Below are 21376 nucleotides of genomic sequence, written 5' to 3' on the forward strand. Positions count from 1 at the left end.
GCAAGCGGCCTGCAACGACGTGGCAGGGCCTTTCCCCTGCTTTCCCGAAGGGTTGGGCCACAAGGCCAGCGCTCGCGGTGTTGTGGACCTTGCCAAGGCCCCGGCCTTGGCGGCGGCCCGCGCCTTGCGATCGCTGGCCTTGTGGCCCAACGTGAGTACGTCAATGTGCATCACGCGCTTCAGACGGAAATGGATATAATCGCAGGCTTTGCAGCGTGTCGCTGGCCGGGTGGCCATGTCGCGTGTCTCAAGCGTTGCGAATATGGTTGCGAACACTGTGGCTTTCGGCAAATGTTGCCGGAGTTCACCACCCGAAGGATAAATCATGGTCGTCATTCGACTCTCTCGCGGCGGCTCCAAGGGCCGTCCTTTCTTCAACATCGTCGTTGCTGACAAGCGCGTGCGCCGTGACGGCCGCTTCATCGAGCGCATCGGCTTCTACAACCCCACCGCCAAGGAAACCGAAGAAGGCCTGCGCATCGTGCAAGACCGCCTGGCTTACTGGGTGGGCGTGGGCGCCCAGTCCTCGCCTACCGTGGACCGCCTGATCAAGCAAGCCGCCAAGAAGGCTGCTTAAAGCTCCCTGAAAAGGGCGGGTTCCGTCGGCACTTGCCTGGCGGAACCCGCCCTTTTCCTATTCTGGATTCCCTGCCATGGCCACCACTCCCCTGACTCTAAAACCCGCAGAGCTGCCCGCCGATGCCGTTGAAGTGGGGCGCATTGCCGATGCCTGGGGCGTCAAGGGCTGGTTCAAGGTGCTGTCGCACAGCAGCAGCCCCGAGGCGCTGTTTGCGTCCAAGCAGTGGTATTTGCTCCCTTCCGAGCGGGGCGCCAAGACGTTCGCTGGCACGGCGCTTTTGTCCATCCGCCAGGCCAAGGACCATTCGGATACCGTGGTGGCCTGGGCCGAGGGCATAGACGACCGCAACGCGGCCGAGGCCCTGCGTGGTGCGCGTATTTTTGTGTCACGGTCGAGTTTCCCGTCCACCACGGAAGACGAGTACTACTGGGTCGATCTGATCGGTCTCTCGGTCGTCAATCGCGAAGGCGTGGCGCTGGGGCAGGTGCAGGATCTCATGTCCACCGGCCCCCAGACGGTGCTGGTGCTGGCCTATGAACAAGATGGCAAAGCGCAAGAGCGCATGATTCCGTTTGTCTCGGCCTTCGTCGACAAGGTGGAGCTGCCTGAAAAGCGCATCACGGTCGATTGGCAGCCGGACTATTGAGCGGGTTTTTGAGCGGTTTTCACCCCCAGCACGCCGCGCACCATGCGCTTTGACATCATCACCCTGTTTCCCGAGCTGTTCGCGCCATTCCTTGCGAGCGGCGTGACGCGCCGCGCCTATGCCAGCGGCCAGGTCGATGTGCGCCTGTGGAACCCGCGCGACCATGCCGAGGGCAACTACCGCCGCGTGGATGACCGCCCATTTGGCGGCGGCCCCGGCATGGTGATGATGGCCGAGCCGCTGCAGCGGTGCCTCTCGGCCATCCGCGCGGAGCGCGCAGAGCCCGAGGGTGGCGAGGCGCCGCTGGTTCTGTTTTCGCCCATCGGCGCGCCGCTCAACCATGCTGGCGTGGAGCGCTGGTCCGCCAGCGCGGGCGCTGTCCTGCTGTGTGGGCGCTACGAGGGCATCGACCAGCGTTTTATCGATGCGCATGTCGATCTGCAGATGAGTCTGGGCGATTTTGTGCTCTCCGGTGGTGAAATCGCCGCCATGGCCTTGCTGGACGCCGTGGCCCGCCTGCAGCCCGGCGTGCTGAATGACGAGGGCAGCCACCAGCTCGACAGCTTCAACCCGGCGCTCGATGGCCTGCTCGATTGCCCGCACTACACACGCCCCGAAGAGTGGGCAGGGCTGCAGGTGCCCGCCGCGCTGATGTCCGGCCACCACGCGCAGATCGAGCGCTGGCGGCGTGACCAGCGGCTGGCCACCACGGCCCGCCACCGTCCCGATCTCATCGATGCAGCGCGTCAGGCAGGGCGTCTGACAACGGCGGATGAAGCCGTATTGGCCAAGCTTGCCTGAATTGCTATAATCAAAGGCTTTTCGATCCTCTGGCCGGCCGTTTTGACAGGGAGTTCTCCCGCAAAACACTGAACCGTCAATCCCGACGCAGCCATTTTTGGCGCGGACAAGATCGTTGGATATCAAACATGAACCTGATCCAGACCCTGGAAGCGGAAGAAATCGCCCGCTTGAACAAGACCATCCCCGAATTTGCCCCTGGTGACACCGTCATCGTGAGCGTGAACGTGGTGGAAGGTACCCGCAAGCGCGTGCAGGCTTATGAAGGTGTGGTGATTGCCAAGCGCAATCGCGGCCTGAACAGCGGCTTCACCGTGCGCAAGATCTCCAGCGGCGAAGGCGTGGAGCGTACGTTCCAAACCTACAGCCCGCTGATCGCCGGCATCGAAGTCAAGCGCCGTGGTGACGTGCGCCGCGCCAAGCTGTACTACCTGCGTGAACGCAGCGGCAAGTCGGCGCGTATCAAGGAAAAGCTGCCTTCGCGCGTCAACAAGGCTGCAGCCAACGCCGCATAAGGCGCGGGCCCGTCCTGACAAGCCGCTACAGCATCCGCCTGTAGCGGCTTTTTGCTTTTCTGGTTTTTGAACCCTCTTGTGAACGCTTCTTCCACTTCTACCGTCTCATCGGTCATCGCCCCGCTGTCGAGTCTGCCCGACTTCGACCCCCGCCAGGTGCCGGTGGTGGGCGTGGACGCGCATCTGCCTGCCGTGCCTGCGGCCGCGCAGACGCCCGAGGCGCTGCGCGCACGTTTTGCGCATCCGCCCCGGTGGGAGCCCGAAGTGCTGCTCGAAAAGAAGTTCATGAACCGCGAGCCAGCCCATGCATCCGTGCTGCTCGCCATCATGTTGCATGAGCAGCAGCAACAGCCCACGGTGCTGCTCACCGAGCGCACGGCCCACCTGTCCACGCACTCGGGGCAGGTGGCGTTTCCGGGCGGGCGGGCAGACCCGGATGACGCCACGGCCGCTGACACCGCGCTGCGCGAGGCGCAGGAAGAGGTCGGGCTTGCGCCCGAATTCGTCGAGGTGCTGGGCACTTTGCCCACTTACACCACCGGCTCCTCCTACATCATCACGCCCGTGGTGGCACTGGTGCGGCCCGGCTGCGTGCTCAAGCCCAACCCTTACGAGGTGGCCGACATGTTCGAGGTGCCGCTCGCCTTTTTGCTCGACCCCGCCAACCACCGGCGCCACGTGTTCGACCGCGACGGCATCCACCGCGAGTGGTTTTCTATGCCCTACCAGGACGGTGGCAAGAACCACTTCATCTGGGGCGCCACGGCGGGCATGCTGCGCAACTTCTACCGGTTCATGCAGGCCTGAGAACCTGTTCAATGTCTTTTTGAAGATCGACTCCAAAAAGACATTGAACAGGTTCTGAGACAGTGTGAACTGACTTGCAGGCAATGGGGCGCATCCGGGCGAAGCCCCAGTATCATTGCCCCCCATGAGTTTCTTCGCCATCCTGTTCGCTCTGCTGATCGAGCAGGCCCGCCCCCTGGCACGCAGCAACCCCATCCACGCGGGCCTGCGGGCGTGGGCGCTGTCCGTGAGCCGCAATTTCGATGCGGGCAAGCCGCACCACGGCTGGGTGGCCTGGGGCCTGGCGGTCCTGGTTCCATCCTTGGTCACGCTGGCCATCCACTGGCTGCTGTTGTGGGGGCTGGGGTGGCCGTTTGCCGTGCTGTGGAGCGTGGCGGTGCTGTACGTCACGCTGGGCTTTCGGCAGTTCAGCCACCATTTCACCGGTATCCGCGATGCGCTGGAAGAGGGCGACGAAGACGCTGCCCGTGAACGGCTGGCGCACTGGCAGCAGGTCGATGTGGGGGTCTTGCCCCGCAGCGAGATCGTGCGCCATGTAATCGAATATTCGGTGCTGGCAGCGCACCGCCATGTGTTTGGTGTGCTGGCCTGGTTCTCGGTGCTGGCAGCCTTGGGCCTGGGGCCCACGGGGGCTGTGTTGTACCGCCTGGCAGAGTTTGTTTCGCGCTATTGGCACTACAAGCAGCGGGCGGGCACCCAGCCCGCCAGTGCATCGCTGCAAAAGGCCAGCGCCCAGGCCTGGACGGTGATCGACTGGCTGCCCGCGCGGCTCACGGCGCTGAGCTTTGCGGTGGTGGGCAGCTTTGAGGAAGCCATCGAGGGCTGGCGTTTTCATGCCCAGCGTTTCCCCAACGACAACGATGGCGTGATATTGGCCGCCACGGCGGGCGCGATCAACGTGCGCCTGGGTGGCGAGGCGCTGAAGGCACGCACCGAAATGCAGGCACCACAGGGTCTTGAGATCGACGCCGACATGGGCGACAGCGATGCCACCCCAGGCCGCGAGCCCGAGGTGGGCCACCTGCGCAGCGTGGTGGGGCTGGTGTGGCGGTCGGTGGTGGTCTGGATGCTGCTGCTGGCGCTGCTCACGCTGGCGCGCCTGCTGGGATGATGGGTCAGCCGGAACCTGTTCAGTAGCGCGTGTGGCTCAGTTCTTCAAATAGGTCGCTATATATTTTGTAGCGGCTGGCGCTTATCCCTCCAGCGCCAGGGCCGTTTTTGACTGCATCCAGCACGCCGCAGCCTGGCTCGTGCAGGTGCGTGCAGTTGTAGAACTTGCAGGCGGTGGCGTGTTCGGCGATGTCGGGCATGCAGGCTGCCAGCTGCATGGGGGCGATGTGGTGCAGGCCGAATTCCTGAAAACCCGGTGAGTCGATCAGCGCCGTGGTGCGCGCAGCGTCTGCCCAGTACCAGTGGGTGCTGGTGGTGGTGTGTTTGCCCGAGTTCAGCGCCTGAGAGATTTCACCGGTCAGCACCGTGGCGCCCGGCACCAGCAGATTGATCAGCGTGCTTTTGCCCGAGCCCGAGGGGCCCAGCACCAGCGTGGTCTTGCCTTGTAGGTGGTCCATCAGCAGTGCACGGTCCACGTCGCTGGAGAGCGTCAGCGACAGCGGCAACACACCGTAGTGCGTGCCGGCACCCATGTGGCGGTACGGCAGCAGCCGCTCCCAGGCACGGGCGAAGGGTTCCACCAGATCGCTTTTGTTGAGCGCGATGATTGGTTTGATGCCCTCGGCCTCGGCAGCGATCAGCGCGCGGGAGAGCTGGCTTTCGGAGAACACGGGCTCGGCCGCGATCAGGATCAGCACCTGGTCGAGGTTGGCCGCGAAGGATTTGGTGCGGATCTCGTCCTGGCGGTAGAACAGGTTGCGCCGTTCCAGCACTTTTTCGATGGTGCCTTCTTCGCCCTGGCCGGGCGGGGGCGCTTGCCACAGCACGCGATCACCGACCACCGACTGGCTTTTTTTGCCGCGCGGGTGGCAGATGCGGCGTTCTCCGTCCGGGGTTTCAACCATGCAGTGGCGCCCATGGCTGGCCACCACGGTGCCTTCCATGAGGGCGCTGCGCTCAGCCATGGTGCGCCGCCGTCGTGTGCCGGGTCATGTGCTGCTCATGCCACCAGGGCATCGAACTGGGTGGCGCACTCGAAGTCGGTTGATGAGATGCCGTTCACATCGTGCGTGTTCAGCCGCACCACGCAGCGGTTGTAGTGCACCGACAGGTCAGGGTGGTGGTCTTGCGCATTGGCGATGAAGGCCAGGGCGTTCACGAACGAGATGGTCTCGTAGTAATTGGCGAAGTGGTAGGTCTTCTCGATGGCGACGTTTGTGCCGTCGCCGCTCAGGCTCCAGCCTTCGAGCTTGGCCAGGTTTGCTACAACTTCAGTAGCTGTCAGCGCACGGCGGGTAAGCGCTGACCAGTCTTTTTTCTTCAACATGGTGGTGGTCATGGATGGGCAGGGGTGTGGTGCATGCGTGCCAGCCGTTCGGTGGCGGGCGGGTGCGAGTAGTAGAACTTCACGTACACCGGGTCGGGGGTGAGCGTGGAGGCGTTGTCTTCATACAGCTTGAGCAGGGCCGACGACAGGTCGGCGCCGCTGGCCTGGGCCACCGCGTAGGCGTCGGCCTGAAACTCGTGCTTGCGCGACTGCTGCGAGAACAGCGGCGAGATGAAGAAGGTGAACACCGGCACTGCGAGCATGAAGAGCAGCAGGGCCAGCGCGTCGTTGGGCGCGGCAGCCATGGCCGGGTCGAACGAGATGTTGGGCCGCACACCCAGGCCGGTGTAGAACCACACTTGGTTCGAGAGCCAGCCCAGCAATGCAAAGCCCGCCAGGCTCATCGCGAACATTGTCACGATGCGCTGGATGATGTGGCGGTGCTTGAAATGGCCCAGCTCGTGGGCCAGCACGGCCTCGACCTCGCCAGGGGCGAGCTGGCGCAGCAGGGTGTCATAAAACACCACCCGCTTGGCGGCGCCAAAGCCTGTGAAGTAGGCATTGGCGTGCGCGCTGCGGCGGCTGCCGTCCATCACGAACAGGCCTTTGGCCGAGAAGCCGCAGCGCTGCATCAGCGCGGTGACGCGGGCCTTGAGCGACTCGTCTTCAAGCGGCTGGAACTTGTTGAACAGCGGTGCGATGAAGGTGGGGTAGATCACCATCAAGAGCAGGTTGAAACCCATCCAGAAGCCCCAGGCCCACAGCCACCACAGCGGGCCTGCGGCGCCCATCAGCCACAGGATCAGCGCGGCAACCGGCAGCCCGATGGCGGCGCCCACCAGCAGGCCCTTGAGTGCATCTGCCAGCCACAGGCGCCAGGTCATCTTGTTGAAGCCAAAGCGCTCTTCGACCACGAAGGTTTGGTACAGCGACAAGGGCAGGTCGATGAGCCCGCCGATGGCTACAAAAGCCACCAACAATGCCAACTGCTGCCACATGCCACCACCCAGCAAGGCGAGCAGGGCCTGGTTCAGGGCGTCCAGGCCACCCAGCAAGGTCCAGCCAAGCAGCACGGCGGTTCCGAGCGCCATCTCCAGCAGCCCCAAGCGCGCTTTGGTAATGGTGTAGTCGGCAGCCTTTTGGTGTGCCGCCAGGGGAATGCGCTCGGCAAACGGGGCCGGGACGTTGGCGCGGTGGCGGGCCACGTGCCGCACCTGGCGGGTGGCCAGCCAGAACTTGAGCGCCAGGCCCAGTACCAGCGCAGCCGCAAAGGCCAGCGTGAGCAGCGTGGAGGGAGAGAATTCGTTGAGAGTGGGCATGTGCGGCGAGTTTAGGCCATCGGCGACAATGCGCGCCATGTCAGAAGCCAACAACCCCACCCCTGCCACGCTCGCCAAATCCGACCAGAACCTGGTCTGGCTCGATTGCGAAATGACCGGTCTGGAACCCGATACGGACCGCCTGCTGGAGATCGCTGTTGTGGTCACCGGCCCCAACCTGGAGCCGCGCATCGAAGGCCCGGTGTTTGCCATCCACCAGCCGGATGAATTGCTCAACAAGATGGACGCCTGGAACAAGGGCACCCATGGCCGCAGCGGCCTGATCGACAAGGTGAAGGTCTCTACCATCACGGAGGAAGAGGCCGAGCAGCAGATCATTGCCTTTTTGAGCCAGTACGTGCCCAAGGGCACCGCGCCCATGTGCGGCAATAGCATCGGCCAGGACCGGCGCTTTCTGGTGCGCTACATGCCCAAGCTCGAAAGGTTTTTTCATTACCGCAATATCGACGTCAGCACGCTCAAGGAGCTGGCCAAGCGCTGGAAGCCCGAGGCCTACACCAGCTTCAAGAAAGCGCAAAAGCACACAGCCTTGGCCGATGTGCACGAGTCCATCGACGAGCTGGCGCACTACCGCCAGCACCTGCTGTCGGTGTGAAAATGAAAACCCCCTGAGTCGCTTCGCGCCTTCCCCCTGGGAGGGGGACGCCCCCAGCGCGGCGGGGTGGCCCTTGCGCGGGGGCGCTGGCTTTGGCCGCTCCAGTTTTTTCATAGGTCGCAGACGTTGTTACCGTCTGGGCGTTTGAGGGGTATTGCGGGGAAACCCTAGTCGTGCGATAATCGCAGGCTGCGCAGGAATCCCGCGCAGTTTGTGCATCTCCCCTCACACACCGGGCATGCCAGCCGACTGTCTCGAACAGTGCAGGACTGGCGCATAACGCCCACCCGCCTTGGCCTCAGAGCCAGCGCAGGTTTCGTTTGATGGTTGATGTTTTTTAACCATTCAACGAAGCCAATCGTGGGCAGCGCCCGCGACCGTCTTCGTGAGAGAAAAATCATGACCGACACCTCCTTGGTGCAGGGCGAATTCGCGCCTGCCAATACTTCCTTTGCTGCCGACGTTTCCGTGCAGTCTTCCCCCCTGGGCACCGCAGTGGCTGCTGCCACTGCCGTTGAAGCCGACACTGTCGTAACCGCCGAGCCCAATGGTTTCGTCGAGCTGGGCCTGGCGCCCGAGCTGGTGCAGGCCGTGGCCGACCTGGGCTACACCCAGCCCACCAGCGTGCAGCGCAAGGCCATCCCCCTGGCCATGGGCGGCGGCAACGACGCCACCAAGTTCATCGACCTGATGGTCTCCAGCCAGACCGGCAGCGGCAAGACCGCAGCCTTCCTGCTGCCCGTGCTGCATACGCTGATCAATCAGCAAGCTGCTGCCGAAGCCGAAGAACGCGCTGCTTTTGCACGCGCCGTGGCCGAAGCTGCAGAGCGTGGCGAACCCGCTCCCAAGCGCGCCAAGCGCAAGGACCCCACTAGCTCGCGCAACTTCAAGGCTGCCACCCCCGGCGCCCTGATCCTGTGCCCTACCCGTGAACTGGCCCAGCAGGTGGCGCATGACGCCATCGACCTGGTCAAGCATTGCCGTGGCCTGCGCGTGGCCAACGTGGTGGGCGGCATGCCTTACCAGTTGCAGATCGCCAAGCTGCAGAACGCCGACCTCGTGGTGGCCACCCCTGGCCGTCTGCTGGACCTGCAGCGCTCCATGCAGATCAAGCTCGACAAGGTGCAGTTCCTGGTGGTGGACGAAGCCGACCGCATGCTCGACCTGGGCTTCTCGGACGACCTGGCCGAACTGAACCAACTGACCAGCCAGCGCAAGCAGACCATGATGTTCAGCGCCACCTTCGCGCCCCGCATCCAGCAGCTCGCCATGCGCGTGATGCACGACGGCGGCTCGTCGGTGCAGAAGGTGACCATCGATTCCCCGCAAGAAAAGCACTCCAACATCAAGCAAGTGCTGTATTGGGCAGACAACGCCCAGCACAAGCGCAAGCTGCTGGACCACTGGCTGCGTGACACCACCATCAACCAGGCCATCGTGTTCGCCAGCACCCAGGTGGAGTGCGACGGTTTGGCCAACGACCTGCAGCAAGACGGTTTCTCGGCCGTGGCCCTGCACGGTGCCCTGAGCCAAGGCCTGCGCAACCGCCGCTTGATGGCGCTGCGTAACGGCCAGGTGCAGATACTGGTGGCGACCGACGTGGCCGCGCGCGGCATCGACGTGCCCACGATCACCCACGTGTTCAACTTTGGCCTGCCCATGAAGGCCGAGGATTACACCCACCGCATTGGCCGTACTGGCCGTGCCGGCCGCGACGGCCTGGCTGTGACGTTCGCCGAGTTCCGCGACCGCCGCAAGATCTACGACATTGAGTCGTACAGCCGCCAGCAGTTCAAGGCCGAAGTGGTCCCAGGCATGGAGCCTTCGCAGCGCGCTCCACAAGCGCCCCGTGGCGGTGATTTTGGCGGCCGTGGCCGCCCAGGTGGTTACGACCGCGACAGCCGTGACCGCAAGTTTGGTGGTCCAGCCCGTGGTGGCAATGACCGTGGCGGCTTCGGCGGTGGTTTTGGCGGCGGCTTTGCCGGCCGTGGTGACAACCGTGGCGCCCCTGCCCGTGGTGAGGGTGGTGGTTTTGGCGGCCGCGATGACCGTGGCGGCGACCGTGGTTTTGCGCCCCGCCGCGATGGCGAAGGCTATGGCCGCAAGCCAGGCTTTGGTGATGCTCCCCGTGGCGGCTTTGCTCCCCGTGGCGATGCGGGCGCACCGCGTGGTGACTTTGCACCGCGCAAGCCCGCGTTTTCCAAGCCCGCTGGCGGCGGTGGCAAGCCCTTTGTGGCCCACGATGCGCGCAAGCGTCCTGCACGCCCCGCGCGCTGATGGGTGGTCGGATAAAGGTGGTGCGCGTTGAGCGCACCGGCTGACCCTCAGGCTGGCTCCGTAAGGTGCCAGCCTTTTTTTTGCACCAGCGCGACAGAGTCCCTCCGTTTTTTGGTGGGCATGTCGTCAATAATCATCCACGGAGGAATTTTTCGTGGTGTCATCTTTATCCTCAGAGGCTGATTTCGAGCACATGTTCGAGTTGGCGCCCGTGTCGTTGTGGCTGGAAGATTTCAGCGAGCTCAAGCGGCTGTTTGACGGCTGGCGCGCGCAAGGGGTGACTGACATTCGTGCCCATCTGGCCGAAGACCCAGCCCGCCTGCGCCAGTGCAGCGTCTCGCTGCGCGTGCTTCAGGTCAACCGCCGAACCCTGGAGCTGGTGTCGGCGGACAATCTGCAGCACCTGGAAGCCAATCTGGACAAGGTTTTTCGTGATGACCGGCACGACACCGCGACGCACGAATTTGCACAGTTGTGGAACGGCCAATTGGAGTTCTCCAATCAGACGGTGAACTATGCGCTCGACGGCCGGCGCCTCGATGTGCAGGTGCGCGCGCGCATTCTGCCGGGCCATGAGCACGACTGGAGCCGTGTGCTGGTCTCGCTGGAAGACAACACCCAGCAGTTGACCGCCGCACGCCAGATACAGCGCAGCGAGCAGTATGCGCGTGACCTGTTCGAGCATTCGCCTGTGTCGCTTTGGGTCGAGGATTTCAGTGCGGTCAAAAAGCTGCTGGAGGGCGTGCGCTCGCAGGGCATTGGCGATTTCAAAACCTTCCTCAAAGTACACCCGGACTTTGTGACACGTTGCATGCACGAAATCCGCGTCATCGATGTCAATCAGCAGACCTTGCACATGTTCGGCGCCACCAGCAAGGAGATGCTGCTCAACAACATCGGCCGCGTGTTCCGCGGCGAGATGCACGAGTCCTTTGCCGAGCAGTTGCAGGATTTGTGGGAAGGCAAGACCTTCCAGCAGCGCGAGGTGGTGAACTACTCGCTCTCGGGCGAAGCGGTGAACATCCACATGCAGTTCTCTGTGCTCGACAGCCATCTGCACGATTGGGGGCTGGTGCTCTTGTCGTTGGTGGACATTACCGCCCGCAAAAAGGCAGAGGCCTATCTTGAATATCTGGGCAAGCATGATGTGCTCACCCAGTTGCGCAACCGTGCCTTTTATGCCGAAGAGTTGAACCGGCTCACGCGCAAGGGCCCCTGGCCGTTGTCCGTCATCGCGATCGATCTCAATGGTTTGAAGGTTGTCAACGACGAGCAGGGCCATGCGGCTGGCGACTCTCTGTTGCGCCGGGTGGGCGAAGTGCTGGCCAAGGCCGTGGATGCGCCAGCCTGCGCGGCGCGCATCGGCGGCGACGAGTTCACCGTGTTGCTGCCCGGCACCGATGAGCGCGGCGCCTATGCGCTGCAGGAGCGCATCATCTCTATGCTGGAGTTGAACAACCAGTTCTACCCCGGCCAGCACCTGAGCTTGGCTATGGGCATCGCCAGTTGCCATTCGGGCGAGGCGGTGGAGGCGGCGATCAACCGCGCCGACCAGGCCATGTATGCGGAAAAGAACCGCTATTACCAGCAAAAGAATATCGACCGCAGGCAGCAGTCCTCCGGCCTCTGAGCTGGTTGCAGCGCGGGGGCTTTAGAGGTCGACGGGCGTGCGGCCTATTTCGGGCCAGCGGTGGTGCAGGTAGATCCAGGCAACGAGGCCAATGCCCATCATCAGCAGCGAGGCCAGGGCCAGCAAAGCGGCTGAGTGCATCACCAGCGGTGCGATCACGCCTGCGACCAGCCCGTTGGCGGTGGAGCCCACAAAAGCTTGCATGGAGGAGGCCATGCCCCGGCGCTCAGGGTGCAGGTCCAGCACCAGCAAGGTCACCACCGGCACCATGAGTGCCCAGCCAAACGCAAACACTGCGATGGGCGGCAGCGCCCACCAGGCCTGGGGTGCAAACAGCAGGTTGGCAGCCAGATTGAGCACCGCCACCGTGAACATGATCAAGAAGCCGTGGCGAATCTGCCGCTTGGGCGGGATGCGCCCGGCCAGGCGACCGCTGAGCCAGGCCCCGCCCATGATGCCCGAGATGGTCAGGACAAAGAACCAAAAGAACTGCGTGGGCGCCAGCGACAGATGATCGCCCAGGAAAGCGGGCGCCGAGAGCACGTACAGAAACATGCCGTTGAAGGGCACGCCACTGGCCAGCGCCAGCAGCACAAAGCGGGGGCTGGAGCCTAGCTCCACATAGCCGCGCATCAGGTGGCGCATGTTGAAGGGCTGGCGCTGGTCCATGTGCAGCGTCTCCGGCAGCAGCCGGTAGTTGGCCGTCCACAGCGCGACACCCACCAGGGTCAGGAACCAGAAAATGCTGTGCCACCCTGTGTGCACGAACAGCCAGCCACCCACGATGGGCGCGATCGCAGGAGCCACGCCGAAGTAGATCGTCACCTGGCTCATCACCTTTTGTGCCTGGGCGGGTGGGAACATGTCGCGGATCACCGCGCGTGAAACCACAATGCCTGCACCCGTGGACAGGCCCTGCAGCGCGCGGAACACCACCAATTGCTCGATGGTCTGTGACAGCGCGCAACCTGCCGAGGCCAAGGTGAATACCGCAATGCCCCACAGGATCACCGGCCTGCGGCCAAAGCTGTCTGCCAGCGCGCCGTGGAACAGGCTCATGAACGCAAAGCCGAACAGGTAGGCCGACAGCGTCTGCTGCATCTCCACCGGCGTTGCGCCCAGGGCTGTGGCAATGCCCGAGAACGCGGGGATGTAGGTGTCGATCGAGAACGGCCCCAGCATGCCCAGCACCGCCAGCAACACCGCGAGGGCCCAGCGGGGTGCTTTCCAGAGCAGATGGGCTTGTGGGTTCATGCGAGGGGGCCGAGGGGTGGTGGGGAGGTGCCGCAGAGGGCGGGCACGAAAGAGGCCCGGTGCATTGCAGGCGGGCCTTGCCGTCGATTATGCGGGAAGCAGAGCTTTTGAGTGCGGCGCGGGATCGGGGTTACGGCTTCCACCGAACCAGGAGCTGGCCCGTTGTCGTGAAGCGGTACTGACCCTCGAACCCACCCACGCCGAACAGGGCCAGCACTTGTTCGTAGTAGGCCTTGGGGCGCAGGGGGCGCGCCTCCAGCCGCATGCGTTGCGAGTGCAGGGCTGCGTCATCGCCCACGGCGCGAAGAAACGGCAGTAGAGCAGCCGAAAAACCCGAAGGCGCAGGGGTTGGTGCTTGCCCTGTCAGGATGTCGATGGATTCTGGCGGATACCCCTGCTCGCGCACATAGCGGGCCATGGGCGCCAGGGTCTGGAGCAGAGCCTTGCGCCCAGGGGCATCGGCGTGCATCACGCCGGCCCATAAATAGACGCGAATAGCGTTGTAGGTGCCCTGGCCTTTTTCCTTGCCCTCGGTGTCAACAAGAAAGCCCTGCTTGGCGTCGTACACCGTCCAGTCGGGCGTGAAGCCCTTGGGGGACGAGCCGCGGATGACCTTGAGCGAGCTGTCGGCCAGCTTCTTCCATTGTGGGTCGAACCCGCTGGCGGCGAGCCAGTGCATCAAGTGCATGGGCGTGTAGCTGGGGTTCAGGCGCCAGCGGTCGTTGGGCTGCACAAAACCCTTGGGCGCGGGCAGCAGCGTGGAGCCCAGGCCCGGAATGTCGGCGGTCTCTTCGCGCAGCACGCGCGCGGCCAACAGGGAGGACAGCGCGCGGTAGTTGCGCTCTTTCCAGAGTCGGCCAGCCTCGCCCAGCGCATAAACGATCCACAAGTCGGCATCTGACGCGGGGTTGCTGTCGGTCACGCCCCAAGTGCCGTCGGGGCGTCGGCCCCAGATCCATGCGGGCAGGCGCGCGGTGATGTCGCCGTCACAGAGGTTGTTCTCGGTCCAGCGCAGCAGCTTGTCGAACATGGGCCGGTCGTTGGCGACGAGCGCAAAGAACAGTGCGTAGGCCTGGCCTTCGGAATAGGTATGTCCGTTGTCGCCGTCGTCGGAGATCACGCGGCCGTCTTCATTGATGAACTGTGCCTTGAAGGCGTCCCAGGCGGGCCAGACGGCGCGGGCCGTGCTCGCTGCGGCCTGCTGGGCGGGGGCGTATGGCAGGCAAGCCAGAAGGGCCGCCCCAGCGCAGGTCTGCAAAGCGGTGCGGCGGTGAACGGGCTGATGGGTCATGGTGTGCGGCCAGTCGGCTCCGGGCCTTGCTGCATGCAGACCTTAGCCTAACGGAGAAGGCGGCCATTCTAAAAACAAAAAAGCCCGCTACACATCATGTAGCAGGCCTTTGCGCCTTGCGGCTTCGATTTGGTGGGTCCTGAGTGACTCGAACACTCGACCTACGGATTAAGAGTCCGCTGCTCTACCAACTGAGCTAAGAACCCAAATCTTTTGAACTTGTCTGCATTGCTGCAGAGCCTCGAATTATGCACTAATTTTTATGTCACCCGCAAGTGGCGCATAAAAATTCTTGCTATTGCATCGCATTGCGGCTGGCCAGCTCCACGAAGAGCCCGCTGTGGTCCAGCTCGCCCAGGCCGTGGTCCACGCCTTGTGCGTACAGGGCCTCGAACAATGTGGTGATGGGGGCGTCGAAGCCGGTCTCTTGGGCCGTGGCCATGGCGTTGCGCATGTCCTTGAGTTGTACGGTCATGCGTCCCCGTGGGGCGAAGTCGCGCTCTACCATGCGCTGGCCGTGCAATTGCAGGATGCGGCTGTCGGCAAATCCGCCGCTGATGGCTTCGCGCACTTTGGCCATGTCGGCGCCTCCCTTGGCGGCAAACAGCAAGGCTTCGGCCACTGCGCCGATGGTGATGCCTACGATCATCTGGTTGGCCAGCTTGGCCAGTTGGCCTGCGCCATGGGGGCCGACATGCGTGGCGCGGCCCAGGTGCGCGAACACGGGTTGGGCCCGCGCATAGTCCTCGGGCCGCCCGCCGACCATGATGGCGAGCGTGCCAGCCTCGGCGCCCACGGTGCCGCCGGATACCGGGGCGTCCAAGTGCGCCACACCCAGTTCTCCCAGGCGCGCGGCGTGGTCGCGGGCCTCGCTGGGCTGGATCGAGGCCATGTCGATGAACAGGCTGCCTTTGCGCATGGCGCGGGCGGCACCCAGGTTGAACAGCACCTGGCCGACCACGGGGCCGTTTTCGAGCAGGCTGATCACAACATCGGCCTCCCGAACGGCGTCCGCCGGGGTGTTGTCCACGGTGACGCCATAGGCGGCCAGAGGCTCTGCCTTGGCGCGCGTGCGGTTCCAGGCATGCACCTTGTGGCCCGCTTCGCTCAGGCGGCGAGCCATGGGCAGCCCCATCATGCCAATGCCGAGAACGGCGATGTGCAGCGGTCTTGTGGTCATGCGTGATCCTCTTGTTGTATAGGGAATGTGGAGGCTGTCTCTTACACCATCATGTGCTTTTTTTGGCGCGCCAGCCTGTCACGTAGCTTGCAGCATGGCGCGAATGGAAAGATGATGACCAAGGCTTGCTGTTACGCCAAGGAGGTACCGCCCATGAATTCACCCCTGCATGACCCCGCCTGGCTGGAGCGCATGTACAACAACCGTGCGCTGGTGCCCGACCATATGGATTACCTGCAGCGCTGGGCACAGGATTCTGCGCAGGTGCGGGCCCATGTGCCTTGTGTGCTCGACATCGCTTATGGGCAGGGTACAGGCGAAACCCTGGATGTTTTCCCCTCCGCGCGGGCATCGGGGGCTCCTGTGCCTGTGCTGGTATTTATCCACGGAGGCTACTGGCGGTCGCTTGACAAGTCCGACCATTCCTTCATCGCGCCCCCATTCACCCAGGCTGGTTTCTGCGTGGTGGTGGTGAACTATGCGCTGTGCCCCGGCACGCCCGATGCGCCGGTCACCATTCCCCGCATCGTGCGGCAGGTGGAGAGGGCGCTTGCCTGGGTGGCCCGCCACATTGCCGACCATGGTGGAGACGCCCGGCGCATCACGGTGGCTGGGCACTCTGCAGGCGGGCAACTGGCTGCGATGCTGCTGACCAGCGTGTGGTCGCTCATCGGCAACGGGCTGCCGGATGGCCTGGTGCGCAATGCTTTGTCGATCTCGGGGCTGCATGACCTGGAGCCCATCATGTACACGCCCATGTACCAGTCGGTGCTGCATTTGACCGACGAACAGGTGCTGGAGGTCAGCCCAGCCCGCCTGCCAGCACCGCAGCAAGGTCTGCTTTTCTGCGCCGTGGGCGGTGATGAGAGCACAGAATTCGTGCGCCAGAACCACCTGATGCAGGAGGCCTGGGGCAGCCATTTTGTGCCGCGCAGCCAGGAGCTGCCGGGGCTGCACCACTTCAGCATCGTGGATGTGCTGGCCAAGCCGGGGCATGACCTGCACCACATGGCTCTGAACCTGCTGCGCGCTTGACCTTTGGCGTGCAGCAGGCGCCAGGGGGCTACATCAGCAGGTGCTCGCCCGCGTTGTCGCCGCCCAGGATCACGTAGTTCACCTTGCGGATGTCCATCAGCTTCTTCCCACCGGCGTAGCTGATGGAGCTTTGCACGTCCTGCTCCATCTCGATGAGCGTATTGGCAAGCTTGCCCTTGACAGGCTCCAGGATGCGCTTGCCTTCGACGTGTTTGTATTCGCCCTTGTTGAAGTCGCTGGCCGAGCCGTAATACTCTTTGTAGAGCACGCCATCCACTTCCACGGTCTGGCCGGGTGATTCCTCATGGCCCGCAAACAGCGAGCCGATCATCACCATGCTGGCGCCAAAACGGATGCTCTTGGCGATGTCGCCATGGCTGCGGATGCCACCGTCGGCAATGATGGGCTTGGTGGCCACGCGAGCGCACCACTTGAGCGCCGACAACTGCCAGCCGCCCGTGCCAAAGCCGGTCTTGAGCTTGGTGATGCACACCTTGCCGGGGCCCACGCCCACCTTGGTGGCGTCGGCGCCCCAGTTCTCCAGGTCGATCACGGCCTCGGGCGTGGCCACGTTGCCAGCGATCACGAAGGACTTGGGCAGCTTCTCTTTCAGGTAGCCGATCATGTTCTTCACGCTGTCGGCATGGCCGTGGGCGATGTCGATGGTGATGTATTCGGGCGTGATGCCTTGTGCAACCAACTGGTCCACGGTGTCGTAGTCGGGTTGTTTTACACCCAGAGAGATCGAGGCGTAGCAGCCCTTGGCATGCATGTCTTTGACGAACTGGACGTTGTCCAGGTCAAAGCGGTGCATCACGTAGAAGTAGCCGTTCTGCGCCATCCAGGTGCAGATTTTTTCGTCCACCACGGTTTTCATGTTGGCCGGTACCACGGGGATGCGGAACGAGCGGTTGCCCAGCTCCACGCTGGCGTCGCATTCCGATCGGCTTTCCACGCGGCATTTGCGGGGCAGCAGAAGAACGTTGTCGTAGTCGAAGATTTCCATGAGATTCCAAGCTCCATCAAAGGACGCCGCAAAACGATTTTTGCTGCGGTGGGCGCTTGGCTTGGGACCGGCTTGGTTTGTGGGCGTTGGCGTGGTGGCCAGCTCCGAACCCCGCAGTGCGCGGGCACAAAAAACCGGGCGTCAAGAAACTTGGGCCCGGTGATTGATTCTACCCGCCTGAAAAATCCCCGTCATAACGGAGGCGGTATTACCTGCATATGGATTGGGCCGCTGCCACGATGCGCCCGCTGGCATCCTGCACCCAGCCCACCAGGGACAGCCGTTCGGCCTGGGCGCCTTCAGCGATGCGCATGGACCGCGTTTCTACCCACGGAAACGGCTTGCCAGGAGCTTGCTTGTCCTTCGGGTGCCACTCGCTTTCAAGCATATTGCGCACCAGTTGGCGCGGCACGCTGGTTCCGTCGGTGCCGGCAGGCACCGTTTCTACCAGCAGAAGATGAAAGCGCCAGTGGCCTTGGGTCGTGTTTTGCTTTTGGGCCGGGCGGGAGGGCGCAAAGGCAATGGCGGTGCCCAGGTAGTCGTTGAACGGCAGGCCAAGGGCCACGCGCAGCCGGGATGGCGATAGCGCGTCCACCGCCGCTATGTGCACGTCGGTGGTGCTGGGGGTCGACCGGCCCAGGGAGCGCAGGCGCACCAGGGCATCGTTGGTGGCTGCTGCCGACAACGGGGCATCTTCTGCGGTTTTGCCCGGCACGATCCAGTCAAGCACCACCGCACCCGCCGTGGCCGAGGGGGCTGGCGTTGCGGCATCGCCCCAGCAGGTCTCGCAGTCGGCGCTGATGAAGCGTTCGAACAAGGCCACGGGCTGGGCGGTGCCGTCGCTGCTGCAACTCGCCTGGGCACCGGCGTGCGGCGCGTGAACAACGAGCGCCAGCAGGCTGGCCAGGGTGAGGGCGATGTTTTTCATGGGGTGGCGGGTTGGGGCAGGGGGCTTTCTACAATGGCCGCATGTTCCCACAAGACCCGTTTTCGGGTGCGCCAGAAGCCCTGGTGCCCCCACACTCCGGTGCGGCCTCGGCCGCATCGCCCCTTCTGGCTAATTTGAACGACGAGCAACTGGCCGCCGTCACACTGCCCGCAGGCCATGCGCTCATCCTGGCGGGGGCGGGCTCGGGCAAGACCCGTGTGCTCACCACCCGCATCGCCTGGCTGCTGCAAAACGGCTACGCCACACCCGGCGGCATCCTGGCCGTCACGTTCACCAACAAGGCCGCCAAGGAAATGGTGGCGCGCCTGTCGGCCATGCTGCCGGTGAACGTGCGCGGCATGTGGATCGGCACCTTCCACGGCCTGTGCAATCGCCTGCTGCGCGCGCACCACAAGGCGGCGGGGCTGGCGCAGTCGTTCCAGATTCTCGACACACAAGACCAGCTCTCGGCCATCAAGCGCCTGTGCAAGCAGCACAACGTCGATGACGAGCGCTTTCCGCCCAAGCAGCTCGCGTACTTCATCGCCAACTGCAAGGAAGAAGGCCTGCGCCCCGGCGACGTGCAGACGAATGACAGCGATGCGCGCCGCAAGGTCGAGATCTACCAACTATACGAAGAACAATGCCAGCGCGAAGGCGTGGTGGACTTTGGCGAGTTGATGCTGCGCAGCTACGAGCTGCTGCGCGACAACGACCCGATCCGCGAGCATTACCAGCGTCGCTTTGCGCACATCCTGGTGGATGAGTTCCAGGACACCAACAAGCTGCAGTACGCCTGGCTCAAACAACTGGCGGGCAACGACGTGGGCGGGCGCTACGAGGCCCGTTCTGGGCATTGCAGTGTGATTGCCGTGGGCGACGACGACCAGAGCATCTACGCCTTTCGCGGTGCGCGCGTGGGCAATATGACCGACTTCGTGCGCGAATTCGACGTGCAGCGCCAGATCAAGCTGGAGCAGAACTACCGCAGCTACAGCAACATCCTCGACTCGGCCAACGCCCTCATCAGCCACAACAGCCGCCGCTTGGGCAAGAACCTGCGCACCACCCAGGGCGCGGGTGAGCCCGTGCGTGTGTACGAGGCCAGCTCCGACCTGGCCGAGGCGCAGTGGATGGTCGACGAGATCAAGCAACTGGTGCGCAACGACGGCTTTGAGCGCAAAGAGATCGCCGTGCTCTACCGCAGCAATGCGCAAAGCCGGGTGATCGAATCGGCGCTGTTCAATGCCAGCGTGCCCTACCGTGTGTACGGCGGTCTGCGGTTTTTTGAACGCGCTGAAATCAAGCATGCGCTGGCCTATCTGCGGCTTTTGGAGAATCCGCACGACGACACCAGCTTTACCCGCGTGGTCAACTTTCCGCCACGCGGCATCGGCGCACGCAGCCTGGAAGTGCTGCAGGACGCCGCCCGTGCCGCAGGCTGCTCGCTGCACGACGCCGTGAGCGCTGTGCCCGGCAAGGCCGGTGCCAACCTGGGCGCGTTTGTCGCCATGGTGGATGTGCTGCGTGAGCAAACGCAGGGTCTGAACCTGCGCGGCATCATCGAGCAGATGCTCGAATCCACGGGCCTCGTGGAGCACTTTCGCACCGAGAAGGAAGGCGCCGACCGCATCGAGAACTTGCAGGAGCTGGTCAACGCCGCCGAGAGTTTTGTCACGCAAGAAGGTTTTGGCCGTGACGCCGTGGCCCTGCCGCTGGACGAGCATGGCACGCCCCTCACGCAGAGTGCTGTCAGCCAGGGGCTGGACCCCAACGCACCAGTGCTCGACGAACCCCTGAAGCCCGCCATCCCCGGCATCGTGGACATCGACACCGGCGAAACCCTGTCGCCCCTGGCCGCCTTCCTGACACACGCTGCGCTGGAGGCAGGCGACAACCAGGCCCAGGCCGGGCAAGACGCCGTTCAGCTCATGACCGTGCATGCCAGTAAAGGGCTGGAGTTTGACGGCGTGTTCATCGGTGGCATGGAAGAGGGCCTGTTCCCCCACGAAAACTCCGCCAGCGAGCGCGATGGGCTGGAGGAGGAGCGCCGCCTGATGTACGTGGCCATCACCCGCGCCCGCAAGCGCTTGTACCTGAGCCATTCGCAAACGCGCATGCTGCACGGCCAGACGCGCTACAACATCAAGAGCCGCTTTTTTGACGAGCTGCCCGAGACCGCGCTCAAGTGGATCACGCCCAAACAGCAGGGGTTTGGCTCATTTGCTCCTAATTCAGGAGCTGGTAGCGCTTATGGATCAAGCGCTAGAGCCTCATTTGGCTTTAAGTCGGAAACCTTTGCCAGCCCCCCGGTGCCGGTGCAGAAGGCGGCGCCCTCCCACGGCCTGCGGGTGGGCGTTGCGGTGTTCCATACCAAGTTCGGCGAAGGCAAGGTGCTGGCCATCGAAGGCACAGGCGACGACGCGCGTGCGCAGGTCAACTTCCCGCGCCACGGCACCAAGTGGCTGGCGCTGTCGGTGGCTAAGTTGACGGTGGTCGATTGAGCACAACTACCGCCCCTGCGCCCGTCCTGGTGGTGTTGGGTGGGCTGCCCGGCGTGGGCAAAAGCACGGTTGCCCATGTGTTGTTGGCGCGCTGGCCAGCGGTGTACCTGCGTATCGACACCATCGAGCAGGCGCTGCGGGATTCGGCCGTGCTGGCTAAGGGTGATGTTGGCCCGGCGGGTTACATGGTGGCGTATGCGCTGGCGCGCACCCAGCTTGCGCAGGGCCTGTCGGTACTGGCGGACTGCGTCAACCCGCTGCCCGTGACGCGCGAAGCCTGGCGCGCTGTGGCCCGCGATACACGGGTGCCCGTGCTGGAGGTAGAACTGACCTGCTCCGACGCCGCAGAGCACCGGCGGCGTGTGGAAACGCGGGTGGCTGATGTGCCGGGGCTTGTTCCACCTACCTGGCAGGCTGTGCAACAGCACGGCTATGCGCGCTGGTGTGAAGAAGAACGCTTGGTGGTGGACACGGCGCTTTGCAGTGCGGGCGAGGCGGCGCAGCGCATTCTGTCTGCGCTGCACATGAAGCAGCAGGCTCTTTGAAAGCC

At 63.8% G+C, this 21376-nt stretch carries 21 protein-coding genes and 1 tRNA gene; 12 read left to right on the forward strand and 10 right to left on the reverse strand.

Annotated elements, in window-relative coordinates; translation table 11 throughout:
- Positions 1 to 336, reverse strand: a 336-nt coding sequence (locus Q0105_RS05750; protein ID WP_298209674.1) for a hypothetical protein, incomplete at its 3' end; no start/stop codon positions are given.
- Between Q0105_RS05750 and rpsP the strand changes: the two genes are divergently transcribed.
- The 6 genes from rpsP to Q0105_RS05780 all read left to right on the forward strand — a co-directional run bounded on the left by rpsP (position 326) and on the right by Q0105_RS05780 (position 4460).
- Positions 326 to 577: a 30S ribosomal protein S16 gene (rpsP, locus tag Q0105_RS05755; RefSeq protein WP_063461301.1), complete on the forward strand. Its 252-nt coding sequence runs from the start codon at positions 326 to 328 to the stop codon at positions 575 to 577. The two genes, Q0105_RS05750 and rpsP, sit on opposite strands and share 11 nt — an antisense overlap.
- A gap of 76 nt (positions 578 to 653) precedes the next feature.
- On the forward strand, positions 654 to 1226 hold the full coding sequence (rimM, locus tag Q0105_RS05760; protein ID WP_298209679.1) for a ribosome maturation factor RimM: 573 nt from the start codon (positions 654 to 656) through the stop codon (positions 1224 to 1226).
- Between the two features lie 42 nt (positions 1227 to 1268).
- A complete protein-coding gene (gene trmD, locus Q0105_RS05765) occupies positions 1269 to 2027 on the forward strand; it encodes a tRNA (guanosine(37)-N1)-methyltransferase TrmD (protein ID WP_298209681.1) in 759 nt (252 codons plus the stop codon).
- A gap of 128 nt (positions 2028 to 2155) precedes the next feature.
- Positions 2156 to 2542 carry a 50S ribosomal protein L19 gene (gene rplS / locus Q0105_RS05770; protein ID WP_298209683.1) on the forward strand — a complete coding sequence of 129 codons (387 nt, stop codon included), beginning with the start codon at positions 2156 to 2158 and terminating at the stop codon, positions 2540 to 2542.
- 78 nt (positions 2543 to 2620) lie between these two features.
- The gene (locus Q0105_RS05775) at positions 2621 to 3349 is read left to right on the forward strand and encodes a CoA pyrophosphatase (RefSeq protein WP_298209685.1); all 729 of its coding nucleotides are present in this window, start codon (positions 2621 to 2623) and stop codon (positions 3347 to 3349) included.
- A 124-nt stretch (positions 3350 to 3473) separates the two neighbouring features.
- Positions 3474 to 4460, forward strand: coding sequence for a CobD/CbiB family protein (locus tag Q0105_RS05780; protein WP_298209687.1), 987 nt, complete (start codon positions 3474 to 3476; stop codon positions 4458 to 4460).
- Between the two features lie 19 nt (positions 4461 to 4479).
- Here the strand turns inward: Q0105_RS05780 and rsgA are convergent, their stop codons facing one another.
- The 3 genes from rsgA to Q0105_RS05795 are packed head-to-tail and all read right to left on the reverse strand — an operon-like array spanning position 4480 to position 7105.
- The gene (rsgA, locus tag Q0105_RS05785) at positions 4480 to 5424 is read right to left on the reverse strand and encodes a ribosome small subunit-dependent GTPase A (protein ID WP_298209689.1); all 945 of its coding nucleotides are present in this window, start codon (positions 5422 to 5424) and stop codon (positions 4480 to 4482) included.
- A 35-nt stretch (positions 5425 to 5459) separates the two neighbouring features.
- Entirely contained in the window at positions 5460 to 5798 is a 339-nt protein-coding gene (locus Q0105_RS05790) for a 4a-hydroxytetrahydrobiopterin dehydratase (protein ID WP_298209691.1), read from the reverse strand.
- Positions 5795 to 7105 (reverse strand): M48 family metallopeptidase, encoded by a 1311-nt coding sequence (locus tag Q0105_RS05795; RefSeq protein ID WP_298209694.1) that lies wholly within the window; start codon positions 7103 to 7105, stop codon positions 5795 to 5797. The genes Q0105_RS05790 and Q0105_RS05795 overlap by 4 nt, the downstream gene beginning before the upstream one ends.
- A 37-nt stretch (positions 7106 to 7142) precedes the next feature.
- Between Q0105_RS05795 and orn the strand changes: the two genes are divergently transcribed.
- The 3 genes from orn (at position 7143) to Q0105_RS05810 (ending at position 11628) form a co-directional block, all read left to right on the forward strand.
- Positions 7143 to 7721 carry an oligoribonuclease gene (gene orn, locus Q0105_RS05800; RefSeq protein ID WP_298209696.1) on the forward strand — a complete coding sequence of 193 codons (579 nt, stop codon included), beginning with the start codon at positions 7143 to 7145 and terminating at the stop codon, positions 7719 to 7721.
- 399 nt (positions 7722 to 8120) lie between these two features.
- Positions 8121 to 9998 (forward strand): DEAD/DEAH box helicase, encoded by a 1878-nt coding sequence (locus Q0105_RS05805; RefSeq protein WP_298209699.1) that lies wholly within the window; start codon positions 8121 to 8123, stop codon positions 9996 to 9998.
- A 154-nt stretch (positions 9999 to 10152) separates the two neighbouring features.
- Positions 10153 to 11628, forward strand: a complete 1476-nt coding sequence (locus tag Q0105_RS05810; protein ID WP_298209701.1) for a GGDEF domain-containing protein — start codon at positions 10153 to 10155, stop codon at positions 11626 to 11628.
- Between the two features lie 21 nt (positions 11629 to 11649).
- On the opposite strand, the gene Q0105_RS05815 is transcribed toward Q0105_RS05810, so the two are convergent.
- From Q0105_RS05815 to Q0105_RS05830, 4 genes are all read right to left on the reverse strand, one after another.
- Positions 11650 to 12882, reverse strand: coding sequence for a multidrug effflux MFS transporter (locus tag Q0105_RS05815; protein ID WP_298209703.1), 1233 nt, complete (start codon positions 12880 to 12882; stop codon positions 11650 to 11652).
- A gap of 130 nt (positions 12883 to 13012) precedes the next feature.
- Positions 13013 to 14173, reverse strand: a complete 1161-nt coding sequence (gene bcsZ, locus Q0105_RS05820; RefSeq protein ID WP_298209705.1) for a cellulose synthase complex periplasmic endoglucanase BcsZ — start codon at positions 14171 to 14173, stop codon at positions 13013 to 13015.
- Between the two features lie 130 nt (positions 14174 to 14303).
- A tRNA-Lys gene (locus Q0105_RS05825) sits at positions 14304 to 14379 on the reverse strand.
- An 89-nt stretch (positions 14380 to 14468) separates the two neighbouring features.
- Complete coding sequence (locus Q0105_RS05830) at positions 14469 to 15353, reverse strand: NAD(P)-dependent oxidoreductase (RefSeq protein WP_298209707.1); 885 nt, start codon at positions 15351 to 15353, stop codon at positions 14469 to 14471.
- 153 nt (positions 15354 to 15506) lie between these two features.
- On the opposite strand from Q0105_RS05830, the gene Q0105_RS05835 reads away from it, so the two are divergent.
- Entirely contained in the window at positions 15507 to 16388 is an 882-nt protein-coding gene (locus tag Q0105_RS05835; RefSeq protein WP_298209709.1) for an alpha/beta hydrolase, read from the forward strand.
- A 28-nt stretch (positions 16389 to 16416) separates the two neighbouring features.
- On the opposite strand, the gene Q0105_RS05840 is transcribed toward Q0105_RS05835, so the two are convergent.
- Both Q0105_RS05840 and Q0105_RS05845 read right to left on the reverse strand, forming a co-directional pair.
- The gene (locus tag Q0105_RS05840) at positions 16417 to 17394 is read right to left on the reverse strand and encodes a GMP reductase (protein ID WP_298209711.1); all 978 of its coding nucleotides are present in this window, start codon (positions 17392 to 17394) and stop codon (positions 16417 to 16419) included.
- A gap of 208 nt (positions 17395 to 17602) precedes the next feature.
- Positions 17603 to 18322, reverse strand: a complete 720-nt coding sequence (locus tag Q0105_RS05845) for a hypothetical protein (RefSeq protein WP_298209713.1) — start codon at positions 18320 to 18322, stop codon at positions 17603 to 17605.
- A gap of 41 nt (positions 18323 to 18363) precedes the next feature.
- Here Q0105_RS05845 and Q0105_RS05850 point away from each other — a divergent pair, with 41 nt between their 5' ends.
- On the forward strand, positions 18364 to 20826 hold the full coding sequence (locus Q0105_RS05850; RefSeq protein WP_298209715.1) for a UvrD-helicase domain-containing protein: 2463 nt from the start codon (positions 18364 to 18366) through the stop codon (positions 20824 to 20826).
- Positions 20823 to 21371 (forward strand): AAA family ATPase, encoded by a 549-nt coding sequence (locus Q0105_RS05855; protein WP_298209717.1) that lies wholly within the window; start codon positions 20823 to 20825, stop codon positions 21369 to 21371. The genes Q0105_RS05850 and Q0105_RS05855 overlap by 4 nt, the downstream gene beginning before the upstream one ends.
- The last annotated feature ends 5 nt before the right edge of the window (positions 21372 to 21376 follow it).

Source organism: Acidovorax sp. (assembly GCF_027492855.1).
GTDB lineage: Bacteria > Pseudomonadota > Gammaproteobacteria > Burkholderiales > Burkholderiaceae_C > Acidovorax.